The sequence below is a fragment of the Variovorax sp. GW823-FHT04B03 genome (assembly GCF_058796495.1).
The window spans coordinates 154,685-167,369 of record NZ_JBXAIT010000005.1; the positions used below are offsets into that span (position 1 = coordinate 154,685).

The window sequence follows — 12,685 nt, forward strand, 5'->3', positions numbered from 1 at the left end:
GGGTCCGCGGGAAAGTTCAGCGGCCGACGTCGGGCGGCAACACCAGCCGCTCGACGACCTGGCCATTCTTCAGATGGGACTCGACGATCTCGTCGATGTCTTCCGCGTCCACGAAGGTGTACCAGACAGCCTCCGGGTAGACCACCGCCACGGGCCCGCCCGCGCAGCGGTCGAGGCAGCCGGCCTTGTTGACGCGCACCTTGCCGGGCCCGGCGAGCCCCTGCTCCTTCACCTTGGCCTTGCAGCGGTCGAAGCCTTCCTGCGCGTTGTGCAGGGCGCAGGAGTCTTCGCCGTTCTTGCGTTCGTTCAGGCAGAAGAAGATGTGGCGGCCGTAGTAGCCGGACGGCGCGGCGGGAGTGGTGCTGGGCATCGACCGATTTTATGAGCGTGCGTGCTCAGGCCGAGGGCGGCGCCGCGACAGCGCAGCCACCACGTACCCCAGCACCGCGAAGGGCCAACCCCAGCCCAGCCACTGGGCCAGGCCGTGGAAGCGGATGAAGCGGCCCTGCTCCCAGGTGGCCAGGGTCTGCGCGAAGTAGGCGCTCTCGGGCGCCTGGTTCAGCAGGCTCAGCTGGAGCACGAGCCCCATGAGCAGCAGCGCCCCGCACAGCCGGCGCGGCGCAAAGAGCAGCAGCACGCCCGCGAACACCGCCGCGGCCAGCCCGACCTGCACCGGCAGATCGAGCCAGGCCCACGCGTGCTCCGGGCCGTAGCTCATGGCCGCCGACAGCGCCGAGGCCGCAACGCCTGCGAGCAGGATGAGCGGCAGCAGCACCGCGCGCTGCACCACGTTGCGCGCCACCAGGTAGCCCAGTAGGCACGGCACCAGCGCGCCGAGCATCACGCACAGCAGTTCCACGGCCGGCACCAGCGGCTCCAGCTCGAACTGGCGCACGGGCAGCCAGTCGATGAAGGGCGTGTCGAGCAGCCACTCGGAAATCGTCGCCTCTAGCCGCTCGAAGACCTGGCCGAGGCCGAAGGTGACGGCGGCAGGGAACAGCAGCGCAAAGGGCCAGAGCGCGAGCAGCACGAGGCCGCCGCGCGCGTCTTCGACGAACCATTGCGAGCGCACGCGGCTCCAGTGCGCGATCGCACCCAGCCGCTCCAGCGCCGCGGCCAGCACAGCGCCGAGCACGGTTCCGGCGGTGTTCAGCCCCAGGTCGACATTGGAAGGAATGCGCGCTGGCAAATAGCTCTGCAGCGTCTCCATGGCAAACGCGATCGCCGCGCCCGCCACCGTGGCGCGCAACAGCGCACGCCACACACTGTGACTGCTGCCCGTGCGCAGCACGCTCAGCGCGCACAGAAAACCGAAGGGCACGTAGCCCGCCACGTTCACCCCGAAATCGAACCCCGTCCAGTACTTGGGCCAGGGCGCCGACAGGTAGGCCCAGGGCGCGATCCCCTGGTCACGCCAGTCGGCGAAGGGGTACAGGCTGGCATAGACGATCAGCGCCGCATAGGCCAGCGCCAGGGGGAGCGCGGCAGACTTGTGCGGCATGTCTACCGTCGACACGGGCTCAGAAGGGCTTCACCACCACCAGGATCACGATGCCCAGCAGCAGCAGCACGGGCAACTCGTTGAACCAGCGGTACCAGCGGTCGCTGCGGCGGTTGCCGCCCGCCGCGAAACGGCGCAGCAGCACGCCGCAGCCATGGTGGTAGCCGATGGCCACCAGCACCAGGGCCAGCTTGGCGTGCATCCAGCCGTTGCCGGGGCCGCGCCCGATGCCGTAGCCCAGCCAGAGCCAGGCGCCGAACACCAGCGCCGGCACGGCCAGGAAGGTGGTGAAGCGCAGCAGCTTGCGCGCCATCAGGAGCAGGCGCTCACGCTCCGCGACCGACTCGGGGGGCACCATCGCCAGGTTGACGAAGATGCGCGGCAGATAGAACAGCCCGGCAAACCAGCTGGCAATGAAAACAATGTGAAGAGATTTGACCCAGAGCATGGCGGCAGTTTAGTGGTGGCTGCACACTGACCCCTCTTCGGGGCCCTTTGCCAAGGTTTCGGGCAAAAAAAAGCCCGACGTCTTCACGTCGGGCTGGGAAGCCCTTTTGCTGTCACACATCAAGGCACCCGCTCAGGGAGGAAAAGCGGGGAGCGGCAAGCCGCCCGCTTCAGAATTTAACAAAGACGAAACAAGGTTTCAAGCGATTGAGGCAGTTTCTTTGACTTTTACAACAAAAATCTAGAACTTAAGTTCTATTAATTTCCGTAGTTGTCAGACAACTTGCCTCCAGCAGCTCTGGGCTGCGATTTCGCGCTTCAGGCACAATTTTAGATATATGACGTCACCATTTTCCCCGCTCGCAATGTTCCCCGCCGGCCGCCCGCGACGGCTGCGCCGCGATGCCTTCACCCGCAACCTCGTGCGCGAGCATGCGCTGACGACGAACGACCTGATCTACCCGGTGTTCGTGCAGGAAGGCGAGAAGCGTCGCGACGCCGTGCCCTCGATGCCCGGCGTGGATCGCCTGAGCCTGGACCTGCTACTGCCCGTGGCCGAGCAGTGCGTGCAGGCCGGCATCCCGGTGATGGCGCTGTTCCCGGTGATCGACGCCAGCCTCAAGACGCCCGCGGGCGACGAGGCCTTCAACCCCGACGGGCTGATTCCCCGCGTGGTGGCCGCGCTCAAGGCGCGCTTCCCCGAACTGGGCGTGATGACCGACGTGGCGCTCGACCCCTACACCAGCCACGGCCAGGACGGCCTGCTCGACGAGACCGGCTACATCCTCAACGACGCCACCGTTGAAGTGTTGGTGAAGCAGGCACTCACACAATCGCAAGCTGGCGTCGATATTGTGGCGCCGAGCGACATGATGGACGGCCGCATCGGCGCGATCCGCACCGCGCTCGAAGCCCGCGGCGACATCCACACGCGCATCATGGCCTACAGCGCCAAGTACGCCAGCGCCTTCTACGGCCCCTTCCGCCACGCTGTCGGCTCGTCCGCGACGCTCGGCAAGAGCAACAAGAAGGTCTACCAGATGGACCCCGGCAACAGCGACGAGGCCCTGCGCGAGGTCGCCATCGACATCGCCGAAGGCGCCGACATGGTCATGGTGAAGCCCGGCATGCCTTACCTGGACATCGTGCGCCGCGTGAAGGACGAGTTCCGCGTGCCGACCTTCGCCTACCAGGTGAGCGGCGAGTACGCCATGCTGAAGGCCGCCGCCCAGAACGGCTGGCTCGACCACGACGCCGTGGTGCTCGAAAGCCTGCTGGCCTTCAAGCGCGCCGGCGCCGATGGCGTGCTGACCTACTTCGCGCTTGACGCCGCCCGGTTGCTACAAAAATAATAGCTACTGCGGCATGCCTGCCGCACCTCCACGGCACTTCTGGCGTGGAAGCAGAACCACCGGGGGCGAGTGTCCATGCGCATCTTCGAAATCAGCCGCTCGCAGGTCAGCGAGCACGCCTCGCTGGCGCCGCTGGCCGTGCCGGGCGCCTGCGCCGCCGCCAGCTACCTCTGGATTTCGCTGACGCGCGACGAATTCCGCGCCGCCCAGCCCGAGGTGCAGCAGATCCTGCAGACGCTGTGCCAGACCCAGCTGGTCGACCTGCACGTGGCCGACCTGCTCAACGACCAGCTGCCCTCGCACTACGACTACACCTCGCTGTACGACGTACTGGTGTTCCGCCGCCTGGCCACAGGCAACGGCGCTGAAACCGGCAACAGCGGGGAGCCTTCGCTGCCGCAACGCCCCTCGCGCGGCGGCCCGCCGGTGCTGCGCCGCATCGACACCCGCCCCGTCGGCTTCGCGGTGTTCGACCGCGTGCTGCTGTCGGTGCACCCTGAGGACGGCACGGTGCGCGACGCCTTCGCCGCCCGGCTGCTGGCGGCCGCCTCGTCCGACGACCGCGGCACGCCGGCGCTCGACGTGCGTGCCACCTCGGCCCGCCTGCCGGCGAGCCCCGCCGACCTGATGCTGCGCATCGTCAACCTGATCGTCGACGGCTACCTCGACATGCGGCGCGAGCTCACGAAGCAGCTCGACCACTGGCAGACCGAGCTCATCGACCCGCGCAGCCGCTTCACCAACTGGAGCGCGCTGATGGAGGCGCGCCAGTCACTGCACCGCCTGGACGAAATCTGCGAAGACCAGCGGGCCGCCATGCAGGACTGGATCGATTCGCTCGAAACCCTGCCCGTGCCGCAAGGCGAGACCGCGCAGCGCGAGCGCGACCTGATCATGGTGCGCAGCCGCGACGTGCTGGAGCACATCCAGCGCGTGGTGCACCACGTGCACCGGCTCGAGCAGAACGCCGAGACGGCCGTGCAGATGCATTTCAGCGTCCAAGGCCACCGGGCCAACGACATCATGCGGGTGCTGACCGTGCTCACCGCCATCTTCCTGCCGCTGAACCTCATCGCCGGCATCTTCGGCATGAACTTCGAGTTCATCCCGCTGGTGCACAAGGCGGACGGCTTCTGGATCGCGATGTCGGCCATGCTGGTCATCGCGGTGCTGCTGGTCCTGATCTTCTGGCGCAAGCGCTACCTGGCCCGCACGCGCTGAGCGCCCATGAAAAAAGCCACGCAGATGCGTGGCTTTTCTGGTCAGCTCGGGCCGCCCCGGAAGGCGGCTGGCTTCGCGGCCAATTACTTGGCGACGGCGCCCGAACCTTGCTGGGCTTGAACGCGTGCGTCCATCGGGTTCACCATGGTCGAGATGACCTTGCTGTTGACGCGCGAACCCGAGGTCACGTTCTGGTCGGGAGCGTAGGCGGTGCGGATGGCTTCGGCTTCGACGATCGAACGGTCCTTCGACACGGCCACGGTTTCCGCGCCGCGCGAACCGCGCACGACGTTCTGGTTCGGGGCTGCGGCGGTGCGCTGGGCTTCGGCGTTGACTTCGTCGCGGCTCTTGGACGAGATCACTTGGGTCACGCCTTGGTACGTCTCGGCTTGGGCGCCGGTGGCGGCCAGGAGGGTCAGGGCGGCGGCTGCGAAAATGTGCGAGGTCTTCATGTCTGTTCCTTGTGTTCGGCTAGATGGGATGTCCACCAGGCTTGCACGTTGGCTCGCCTGTGCGGCGAGTGTCAGCCGGAATTCCTTCGGGAAAACACTCGGTTCAGAGACACGGTGTTTCCTGTAGCGAAACAATCAGTCAACAAAGTCGTGCACGCAAAAAAACGGGCACAAGGCGCCTGACTGCTTCCGGCTTACACCAGAACCCCGCGCCGGTCCTATCCGGCAAAACCCCCGAGAATCGGCACACCGCGCTCCCTCGCGAAAAACAACGGGTTTCACTGACATGGACAGTCTCGATCTGATCAAAACCTTCCGGGAAGTCGCCTCGCACGGCAGCTTCTCCCAGGCCGCCAAGCGGCTCGACATGTCGAAGGCCACGGTCAGCAAGTACGTCGCCGAACTCGAAACCCGCTTCGGCGTGCGCCTGCTCAACCGCTCCACGCGTTCCGTCAGCCTCACCGACGCCGGCCAGCTGCTGCTGGAGCGCAGCACGCCGATGCTCGAAATGGTCGAACTGACCCAGGCCGAGCTGCAGGAGCGCGCCAGCCAGCCCGGCGGCCGGCTGCGCATCTCGGCCCCGCACGGCATGGGCAACGGCGAATTCCCCGACCTGCTGGCCGACTTCATGCGCCACTACCCCGACGTGAGCATCAGCCTGCAGTTGACCAACCGCACCGTCGACCTCGCCGAGGAAGGCATCGACGTCGACATCCGCAGCGGCCCGGTGGAAGACGCCAACCTCATCGTGCGCAAGCTGCGGCTCATCCACATGGTGGTCTGCGCCTCGCCGGTCTACTGGAAGAAGCACGGCAAGCCCGCGCACCCGCAGGAGCTCGCCCACCACGAGGCGCTGACCCATTCGCTGCTGGGCACGCAGCCCGCGTGGCGCTTCGATGACAACGGCCAGCCGCTGGACGTGCAGGTCAAGAGCCGCATGGACTGCACCGAAGGCGCGCCGCTGATCCGCGTCGCGATGCGCGGCTTCGGCGTGATCTACCTGCCCTCGCTGCTCGTGCAGTCGCACATCGACAGCGGCGAGTTGGTGCCGGTGCTCGAAGGCTATGCGCGCAAGGACATGTGGCTGTCGGCCGCCTACCTGCAGCGGCGCCACAACAGCGCGGCGCTGCGCGCACTGCTCGACTTCCTGCAGACCCGGGTCGGCGCCAAGAAGTAACCCATGAAAAAAGCCCGGCACTGCCGGGCTTTTGCTTGAAGCGTGCCGGATCAGCCGACGTGCTTGGCAAAGAAGACCAGAACGCGTTCACGCGCCGGCTTCGCCGCCTCTGCGTTGTACGAGCCGCGCTGGTCGCAGTTGAAGCCATGGTCGGCTTCGTAGACATGCACTTCCACCTCGGGGTGCGCCTTCTTGAAGGCCTCGATGGTGTCCAGCGGAATCCAGTGGTCGCGGTTGCCGAACTGCGCGAGCACCGGCACCTTCGGCTGGCGTGCGCTTTCTTCCGGCGTCGTCATGCCGCCACCGTAATAAGGTGCGGCAGCGGCCAGGCCCGGCAGCAGGGCCGCGGCGCGCCAGACCAGCAGGCCGCCCCAGCAGTAGCCGACGATGCCGACCTTGCCCGCCTTCGAGGCGTAGGCGATCGCGGCTTCGAGGTCCTGCAGCACGCCGGGCGCAGGCAGCGCCTCGACCGCGGTCTTGTAGCCGAAGCCGGTCTTCATGTCGTCGTCGCTGTAGCCCAACTCGACGCCGGGCTTGACGCGGTGGAAGGTCGAAGGCGCCACGGCCAGGTAGCCGTCGGCCGCATAGCCGTCGGCGACCGAGCGGATGTGCGAGTTCACGCCGAAGATTTCCGGCACCACCACCACGGCGCCGCGCGGCGTGCCCGCGGGCTCGGCCACGTAGGCGGGAAAGGTGAAGCCATCCTTGGCGGTGAGGTCGATGAATTGGCCCATGGGGTTCTCCTGAAACGATGGAATGAAAAAGAAAAAGCGGGTCGGCTTGCGCCGTTACGCGCGCAGCGCCCGCTCGACGAAATCGAGCCGGTCCTGGCCCCAGAAGATCTCGCCGTCGATCACGTAGCTCGGCGCGCCGAACACCTGGATGTCGATCGCTTCCTGCGTGTAAGCCTCGTAACGCTCCTGCACCGCCTGGCTCTGCGATTGCTCGGCGCGCTTGGCCGGCAGGCCGCATTCCGCGACCAGGGCTTCGAGCAGGTTCGGGTCGCCGATGTTCCGCTCCTGCACCCACACGGCCGCGAACACCGCCGCGCTGATGCGCATCGCGGCCTCGGTGCCGTCGTGCATGTCGACCGCGATGATCAGCCGCGCCGCATCGTCGCCGGCCACCGGAAAGAACTTCGGCTTCGGGTTCAGCGGCAGGCCCAGGTGCTTGGAGAAGCGTGCCAGCTCGAGCAGCCGGTAGGCTTGGCGCTGCGGCGCGCGCTTGCCCAGCGGCAGGCCGCCCGACACGGGGAACACGCTGCCCATGTCGATGGGCCGCACGCGCACGGTGGCGCCGGCGGCCGCGGCGATGGCGGCAAAGCGGGTATGCCCCAGATAGGTCCACGGGCTCTGTGGCGCAAAGTAATAGTCGATGGTCTTGTGCATTCAGTAACCTCCGTGCTTCGCACTGCGGTGCGAGCTGGCTTGGGGCGGCGCGGCGCTCGCGCTGATGCGCCAGCCCTCGGTGATGTAATCCAGGCCGTCGGTTTTAACTGACGCACAGTTTCTCTGCAGGAGGTGGGATTTGGACCAGGTGCTCTTGATCACCGGCGGTGGGCGCGGCATCGGTGCCGCCACGGCCTTGCTCGCCGCGAAGCGCGGCTACGCCGTGGCCGTGAACTACGCCAGCAACTCGCTGGCCGCCGACGAGGTGGTGCGCACCATCCGCGCGGGCGGCGGCACCGCCATGGCGGTGCAGGCCGACGTGGGCGACGAAGCCCAGGTGCTCGCGATGTTCGCGAAGGTCGACGCCAAACTCGGGCGCCTCACCGCACTCGTGAACAACGCCGGCGTGGTCGATGTGCAGGCGCGCGTCGACGAAATGAGCGTGGCGCGCCTGGAGCGCATGTTCCGCATCAACGTGATCGGCAGCTTCGTCTGCGCACGCGAAGCCGTGCGCCGCATGAGCACGAAGCACGGCGGCGAAGGCGGCGCCATCGTCAACATCTCCAGCGGCGCCGCGCGCATCGGTTCGCCCGGCCAGTACGTCGACTACGCGGCCAGCAAGGCAGCCATCGACACCCTGACCATCGGCCTGGCCAAGGAAGTGGCCGACGAAGGCATCCGCGTGAACGCGGTGCGCCCCGGCGTGATCGACACCGACATCCACGCCTCCGGCGGCCAGCCTGGCCGCGCCGCCGAGATGGGCCCAGGCGTGCCGATGAAGCGCAGCGGCACCGCCGAAGAAATTGCAGGTGCCGTCCTGTGGCTGCTCTCGCCCGAGGCCAGCTACACCACCATGGCCCTGCTCGACGTGACCGGAGGACGATAACGATGAGCACCTCCATGGACCTCATCAAGCCGCTGGTCACGCTGGTGGCCATCGTCAACCCGCTGGCCATCGTGCCCTTCTTCATCCACTACACGCAGGACTACTCCGACGCCCAGCGCAAGCGCACGGTGCGCATGTCGGCCTTCAGCGCCTTCGTGGTCATTGCCGTCAGCGCGCTCATCGGGCTGCAGCTGCTGTCCTTCTTCGGCATCTCGATCGCGAGCTTCCAGGTCGGCGGCGGCCTGCTGCTGCTCATGAGCTCGATCTCGATGCTCAACGCGCAACCGGCCGAGAGCAAGACCAACGTCGACGAGCTGCGCGCGGTGGAAGTGAAGGCGTCGATGGGCGCCTCCATCGCGGTGGTGCCACTCACCATTCCGCTGCTCACCGGCCCGGCCGCGATCTCCACCGTGGTGATCTACGCCGACAAGACGCAGCATCTGTGGGAGCTGGGGCTGCTGGTCGGCTATGGCGTGGTGGTGGCGCTGGCGACCGCGCTGGCGTTTTCGCTCGCGCAGCCGATCGCGCGGGTGCTCGGCAAGACCGGCATCAACATCATGACGCGGCTGATGGGTCTGATCCTCGCGGCGCTCGCGGTCGAAGTGATGGCCGACGGACTCGGCAAGCTGTTCCCGATCCTGTCGAAAGTCGCCTGAACAGCTTCGTTCAGGCCAGCATCTTCTCGATGACCTTCCAGTGCGCCGGCTCGACCGGCATGATCGACAGCCGGTTGCCCTTGCGCAGCACGACCAGATCGGCCAGCTCGGGCCTGGCGCGCAGCTCGGGCAACGCCAGCAGCCGCGTCTTGCGCAGCGCCTGCACGTCGACCAGCAGCCAGCGCGGGTCTTCCTTCTTCGCGCCAGCGTCGTAGTACGGCGACTTCGGGTCGAACTGCGTCGGATCGGGTTGGATGCCCGAGGCCACGCGCGCGATGCCGGCAATGCCGGGCTCGGGGCAGCTCGAGTGATAGAACAGCACGCCGTCGCCGACCTTCATGCCGTCGCGCATGAAGTTGCGTGCCTGGTAGTTGCGCACGCCGGTCCACGCCACGGTGGCGTCGGGCGCGGCGAGGGCATCGTCGATCGAGACCTCGTCGGGCTCGGATTTCATCAACCAGTACTGGGGCATGGCGGCAGTCTCGCGAAGGGGATTTCGCGGAATATAGCCGCTCGCCCCCAGTACGGTACCGGGGCGAGCCTCGCTTACGGCGTCACGTAGTCAGAGACGACGACCCACTTGCCGTCCTTGATCTGCGACAGCCGCGACTGGTCGTTGCCCAGGCGCTTGGTGGCGGTGTAGGTGCTCTTCGGGCTGCCGAACATGTCGGGCTCGAAGGTGATGCTGTCCATCGCCTTGATGAAGCTGTCGGTCGTCAGGTTCGGGCCGGCCTTGGTCGCGGCCTTGATGAACGAGTCGATGATCACGTAGCCGTACACCGAGAACACGGTCGGGTCTTCGTTGAACTTGGTCTTGTACTTGTTGGCCCAGAAGCGCAGCGGCTGCGACTGCTCGTCGGTGTAGGGGTTCTGCACCGTCATGGTGGCGTACACGCCGTCCATGGCCTTGCCGCCGAGCTTGTGGATCAGGTCGGTGTAGGCCGCGCTCGAACCCAGGAAGGTCGGGTTGAAGCCGGTCTTGCGCGACTCGCCCACCGTGCCGATGGTCTCGCGGATGATGGTGCCGAGCACCACGAGGTCGCAGTTGGCCGCCTTCATCTTGGCGACCTGCGAGCTGAAGTCGGTGGCACCGCGCTTGAACGAGGTCTTCTCGGCCAGTTCCATGCCCGCGGCCTTCAGGCCGGCCTCGGCGCCGCGCTGCACTTCCAGGCCGAACTCGTCGTCCTGGTAGATCGTGCAGACCTTCTTGGCGCCCTTGTCCTTGATCATCTTGGGCAGCGCCAGGCGGATCTGGTCGTAGTAGGTGGCCGCGAACGAATACTTCAGCCGGTTCAGCGGCTCGTACATTTCGCGCGCCGCGGTGATCGGCATGTAGTTGACGACGCTCTTGTCGAACTGCACCGGCATCGCCGCCATGTTCTGCGCCGTGCCGATGTGGCCGGCCATGATGAAGATCTTTTCCTGGTTGACCAGCTTCTGCGCCGCCAGCACCGCCTTCTTCGGGTCGTAGCCCGAGTCTTCCACGAAGAGCTTGAGCTTGCGGCCGTTGAGCGTGCCCTGCTCGTTGAGTTCGTCCACGCGCAGCTGCATGCCGTTGCGCGCCTGCTTGCCGAAGCCCGCCAGCGGACCCGACAAATCCTGGATAGTGCCGATGCGAATCTCGTCCTTGCTCACGCCCTGCTGCTGCGCGGACGCGAGCGTCGCGATCAAGCCCAGCACGGCCAGCGTCGTCAATGTCTTGAGCTTCGTCATAGCGTTGTCTCCTCGGGTTGGCAAAAAAGAGGTCAGCGGTACATGGCGTCGATGCGCTGCGCGTACTTGGTCTGCACCAGCTTGCGCTTGAGCTTCATCGTGGGCGTGAGCTCCTCGTCCTCGGCGCTCAGCTGCGTCTCGAGCAGGAAAAACTTCTTGATCTGCTCGACGCGCGCGAACTTGGCGTTGACGCGATCGATCTCGCCCTGGATCAGGTCCTGCACTTCCTGCGTGCGTGTCAGGCTCTCGTAGTTGCTGAACGGCACGTCGTGGTCCTGCGCAAACTTTTCGACGTTCTCCTGGTCGATCATGACGATCACCGTGAGGTAGGGCCTCTTGTCGCCGATCACCACGGCATCGGTGATGTAGAGGCTGAACTTGAGCTCGTTCTCCAGCTCGCTCGGGGTCACGTTCTTGCCGCCTGCCGTGATGATGATGTCTTTCATCCGGTCGGTGATGCGGAAATACCCGTCCTCGTCCATCACGCCCACGTCGCCCGTGTGCAGCCAGCCGTCGGCGTCGATGGTCTCGGCGGTTTTCTCGGGCAGATTCAAATAGCCCATGAAGACATTGGGGCCGCGCACCAGGATCTCGCTGGTGGCCGGATCGATGCGCACCTCGTTGTAGCCCGTGGCCGGGCCGATGGAGCCCGGCTTGATGCGGGTGACGGGCACGGCGGTGGAGGCGCCGCACGACTCCGTCATGCCCCACACCTCGAGCATGGGCACGCCCAGCGCGAGGTACCACTTGACCAGCTCGGGCGAAATGGGCGCCGCGCCGGTCACGAGAAAGCGCGCGCGGTGGATGCCGATGAGCTTGCGCGCGTTGTCCAGCGCCAGCAGCCGCGCCAGCCGGAACTTCAGGCGCAGCCCCGTGCCGATCTCCTGCCCCGCGAGCACCTTGTTGGCGATGGTCTCGCCCACGCCGATGCTCCAGTGGTAGGCGGCCTGCTGCAGCGGGCTGGCCTCCTTCAGCGCGATCATCACGCCCGAATAGAACTTCTCCCACACGCGCGGCACGCCGGTGAACACCGTGGGCGCAATCTCGCGCACGTTCTCGGGCACCGTCTCGGGGTTCTCGACGAAGTTGAGGATCGAGCCGGTGTACATCGCGAAGTACTCGCCGCCCATGCGCTCGGCGATGTGGCACAGCGGCAGAAAGCACATGCGCTCGTCTTTCTCGTCCTGCGCGATGAGCGTGTTGTAGCCGCGTGCGGTGTACACCAGCCCCGCGTGGCTGTGCATGGCGCCCTTGGGCTTGCCGGTGGTGCCCGAGGTGTAGACCAGGATGGCCAAGTCTTCGGGCCGGCAGGCCGCCACGCTGCGCTCCAGCGCCTGCGGGTCGCCCGCCAGGTGCGTGCGGCCGAGGGCGCGCAACGCATCGAGGCTCATCACGCCCGGGTCGTCGAGTTCGCGCAGGCCTTCCATGTCGAACACGACCACGCGGCGCAGGCCGGGCAGACGGGCGCGCACTTCGAGCGCCTTGTCGAGCTGCTCGTCGTCTTCCACGAACAGCACGGTGGTGCGCGAGTCTTCGCACAGGTACTCCACCTGCGAGGCGGCGTCGGTAGGGTAGATGCCGTTCGACACACCGCCGCAGCTCAGCACCGCCAGGTCGGCCAGCACCCACTCGATGACGGTGTTCGAAAGGATGGACGCGCACTCGCCGCGCGTGAAGCCGATGGCCTGCAGCCCGGCCGCGATCTCGCGCACGGCCTCGGCCGTCTGGCGCCAGCTCCAGCTGCGCCAGATGCCCAGCTCCTTCTGCCGCATCCAGATGTTGTCGCCGCGCTGGCGCACGGCGTTCCAGAACATGGCCGACAGCGTCTCGCCGGGCACGAGGATGTCGTGGCCGGGTTCGATGGTTCGCAGATCCCAGAGTCCTTGCATGGC

General features: G+C 66.6%; 14 protein-coding genes. 5 read left to right on the forward strand and 9 right to left on the reverse strand.

Annotated elements, in window-relative coordinates; genetic code table 11:
• Positions 1-16: 16 nt before the first annotated feature.
• The 3 genes from AC1RAD_RS21700 to AC1RAD_RS21710 are packed head-to-tail and all read right to left on the reverse strand — an operon-like array spanning position 17 to position 1,949.
• Positions 17-370: a (2Fe-2S) ferredoxin domain-containing protein gene (locus tag AC1RAD_RS21700; RefSeq protein ID WP_095950244.1), complete on the reverse strand. Its 354-nt coding sequence runs from the start codon at positions 368-370 to the stop codon at positions 17-19.
• Positions 371-379: 9 nt separating this feature from the next.
• A complete protein-coding gene (locus tag AC1RAD_RS21705; RefSeq protein ID WP_492737113.1) occupies positions 380-1,501 on the reverse strand; it encodes a VanZ family protein in 1,122 nt (373 codons plus the stop codon).
• Positions 1,502-1,520: 19 nt separating this feature from the next.
• Entirely contained in the window at positions 1,521-1,949 is a 429-nt protein-coding gene (locus AC1RAD_RS21710) for a CopD family protein (RefSeq protein WP_062478845.1), read from the reverse strand.
• Between the two features lie 364 nt (positions 1,950-2,313).
• Between AC1RAD_RS21710 and hemB the strand changes: the two genes are divergently transcribed.
• Positions 2,314-3,300, forward strand: a complete 987-nt coding sequence (hemB, locus tag AC1RAD_RS21715; protein WP_492737115.1) for a porphobilinogen synthase — start codon at positions 2,314-2,316, stop codon at positions 3,298-3,300.
• 75 nt (positions 3,301-3,375) lie between these two features.
• Positions 3,376-4,521, forward strand: a complete 1,146-nt coding sequence (locus AC1RAD_RS21720; RefSeq protein ID WP_487847420.1) for a magnesium transporter CorA family protein — start codon at positions 3,376-3,378, stop codon at positions 4,519-4,521.
• Positions 4,522-4,604: 83 nt separating this feature from the next.
• Here AC1RAD_RS21720 and AC1RAD_RS21725 read toward each other — a convergent pair whose 3' ends face one another.
• On the reverse strand, positions 4,605-4,973 hold the full coding sequence (locus AC1RAD_RS21725; protein ID WP_062478764.1) for a hypothetical protein: 369 nt from the start codon (positions 4,971-4,973) through the stop codon (positions 4,605-4,607).
• Positions 4,974-5,259: 286 nt separating this feature from the next.
• Between AC1RAD_RS21725 and AC1RAD_RS21730 the strand changes: the two genes are divergently transcribed.
• Positions 5,260-6,150 carry a LysR family transcriptional regulator gene (locus tag AC1RAD_RS21730; RefSeq protein WP_070061881.1) on the forward strand — a complete coding sequence of 297 codons (891 nt, stop codon included), beginning with the start codon at positions 5,260-5,262 and terminating at the stop codon, positions 6,148-6,150.
• A 50-nt stretch (positions 6,151-6,200) separates the two neighbouring features.
• Here AC1RAD_RS21730 and AC1RAD_RS21735 read toward each other — a convergent pair whose 3' ends face one another.
• The gene (locus AC1RAD_RS21735; protein WP_492737117.1) at positions 6,201-6,884 is read right to left on the reverse strand and encodes a dienelactone hydrolase family protein; all 684 of its coding nucleotides are present in this window, start codon (positions 6,882-6,884) and stop codon (positions 6,201-6,203) included.
• A 54-nt stretch (positions 6,885-6,938) separates the two neighbouring features.
• Complete coding sequence (locus tag AC1RAD_RS21740) at positions 6,939-7,538, reverse strand: 2-hydroxychromene-2-carboxylate isomerase (RefSeq protein ID WP_062478772.1); 600 nt, start codon at positions 7,536-7,538, stop codon at positions 6,939-6,941.
• 139 nt (positions 7,539-7,677) lie between these two features.
• Here AC1RAD_RS21740 and AC1RAD_RS21745 point away from each other — a divergent pair, with 139 nt between their 5' ends.
• Both AC1RAD_RS21745 and AC1RAD_RS21750 read left to right on the forward strand, forming a co-directional pair.
• Positions 7,678-8,424 (forward strand): SDR family oxidoreductase, encoded by a 747-nt coding sequence (locus AC1RAD_RS21745; RefSeq protein WP_307697106.1) that lies wholly within the window; start codon positions 7,678-7,680, stop codon positions 8,422-8,424.
• Positions 8,425-8,426: 2 nt separating this feature from the next.
• Positions 8,427-9,080 (forward strand): MarC family protein, encoded by a 654-nt coding sequence (locus tag AC1RAD_RS21750; RefSeq protein ID WP_056576614.1) that lies wholly within the window; start codon positions 8,427-8,429, stop codon positions 9,078-9,080.
• A gap of 10 nt (positions 9,081-9,090) precedes the next feature.
• Here the strand turns inward: AC1RAD_RS21750 and AC1RAD_RS21755 are convergent, their stop codons facing one another.
• The 3 genes from AC1RAD_RS21755 to AC1RAD_RS21765 form a co-directional block, all read right to left on the reverse strand.
• Positions 9,091-9,552, reverse strand: a complete 462-nt coding sequence (locus tag AC1RAD_RS21755) for an EVE domain-containing protein (RefSeq protein WP_492737119.1) — start codon at positions 9,550-9,552, stop codon at positions 9,091-9,093.
• A 74-nt stretch (positions 9,553-9,626) separates the two neighbouring features.
• The gene (locus AC1RAD_RS21760; RefSeq protein ID WP_492737121.1) at positions 9,627-10,793 is read right to left on the reverse strand and encodes an ABC transporter substrate-binding protein; all 1,167 of its coding nucleotides are present in this window, start codon (positions 10,791-10,793) and stop codon (positions 9,627-9,629) included.
• Between the two features lie 32 nt (positions 10,794-10,825).
• Positions 10,826-12,682, reverse strand: coding sequence for an AMP-dependent synthetase/ligase (locus AC1RAD_RS21765; RefSeq protein WP_492737123.1), 1,857 nt, complete (start codon positions 12,680-12,682; stop codon positions 10,826-10,828).
• Positions 12,683-12,685: the final 3 nt, after the last annotated feature.

What these genes read in the sequence shown, in the direction of transcription:
- AC1RAD_RS21700 (WP_095950244.1), bottom strand. Translation starts at nt 370, where the DNA reads ATGCCCAGCACCACTCCCGCCGCGCCGTCCGGCTACTACGGCCGCCAC.
- AC1RAD_RS21705 (WP_492737113.1), bottom strand. Translation starts at nt 1,501, where the DNA reads ATGCCGCACAAGTCTGCCGCGCTCCCCCTGGCGCTGGCCTATGCGGCG.
- AC1RAD_RS21710 (WP_062478845.1), bottom strand. Translation starts at nt 1,949, where the DNA reads ATGCTCTGGGTCAAATCTCTTCACATTGTTTTCATTGCCAGCTGGTTT.
- hemB (WP_492737115.1), top strand. Translation starts at nt 2,314, where the DNA reads ATGTTCCCCGCCGGCCGCCCGCGACGGCTGCGCCGCGATGCCTTCACC.
- AC1RAD_RS21720 (WP_487847420.1), top strand. Translation starts at nt 3,376, where the DNA reads ATGCGCATCTTCGAAATCAGCCGCTCGCAGGTCAGCGAGCACGCCTCG.
- AC1RAD_RS21725 (WP_062478764.1), bottom strand. Translation starts at nt 4,973, where the DNA reads ATGAAGACCTCGCACATTTTCGCAGCCGCCGCCCTGACCCTCCTGGCC.
- AC1RAD_RS21730 (WP_070061881.1), top strand. Translation starts at nt 5,260, where the DNA reads ATGGACAGTCTCGATCTGATCAAAACCTTCCGGGAAGTCGCCTCGCAC.
- AC1RAD_RS21735 (WP_492737117.1), bottom strand. Translation starts at nt 6,884, where the DNA reads ATGGGCCAATTCATCGACCTCACCGCCAAGGATGGCTTCACCTTTCCC.
- AC1RAD_RS21740 (WP_062478772.1), bottom strand. Translation starts at nt 7,538, where the DNA reads ATGCACAAGACCATCGACTATTACTTTGCGCCACAGAGCCCGTGGACC.
- AC1RAD_RS21750 (WP_056576614.1), top strand. Translation starts at nt 8,427, where the DNA reads ATGAGCACCTCCATGGACCTCATCAAGCCGCTGGTCACGCTGGTGGCC.
- AC1RAD_RS21755 (WP_492737119.1), bottom strand. Translation starts at nt 9,552, where the DNA reads ATGCCCCAGTACTGGTTGATGAAATCCGAGCCCGACGAGGTCTCGATC.
- AC1RAD_RS21760 (WP_492737121.1), bottom strand. Translation starts at nt 10,793, where the DNA reads ATGACGAAGCTCAAGACATTGACGACGCTGGCCGTGCTGGGCTTGATC.
- AC1RAD_RS21765 (WP_492737123.1), bottom strand. Translation starts at nt 12,682, where the DNA reads ATGCAAGGACTCTGGGATCTGCGAACCATCGAACCCGGCCACGACATC.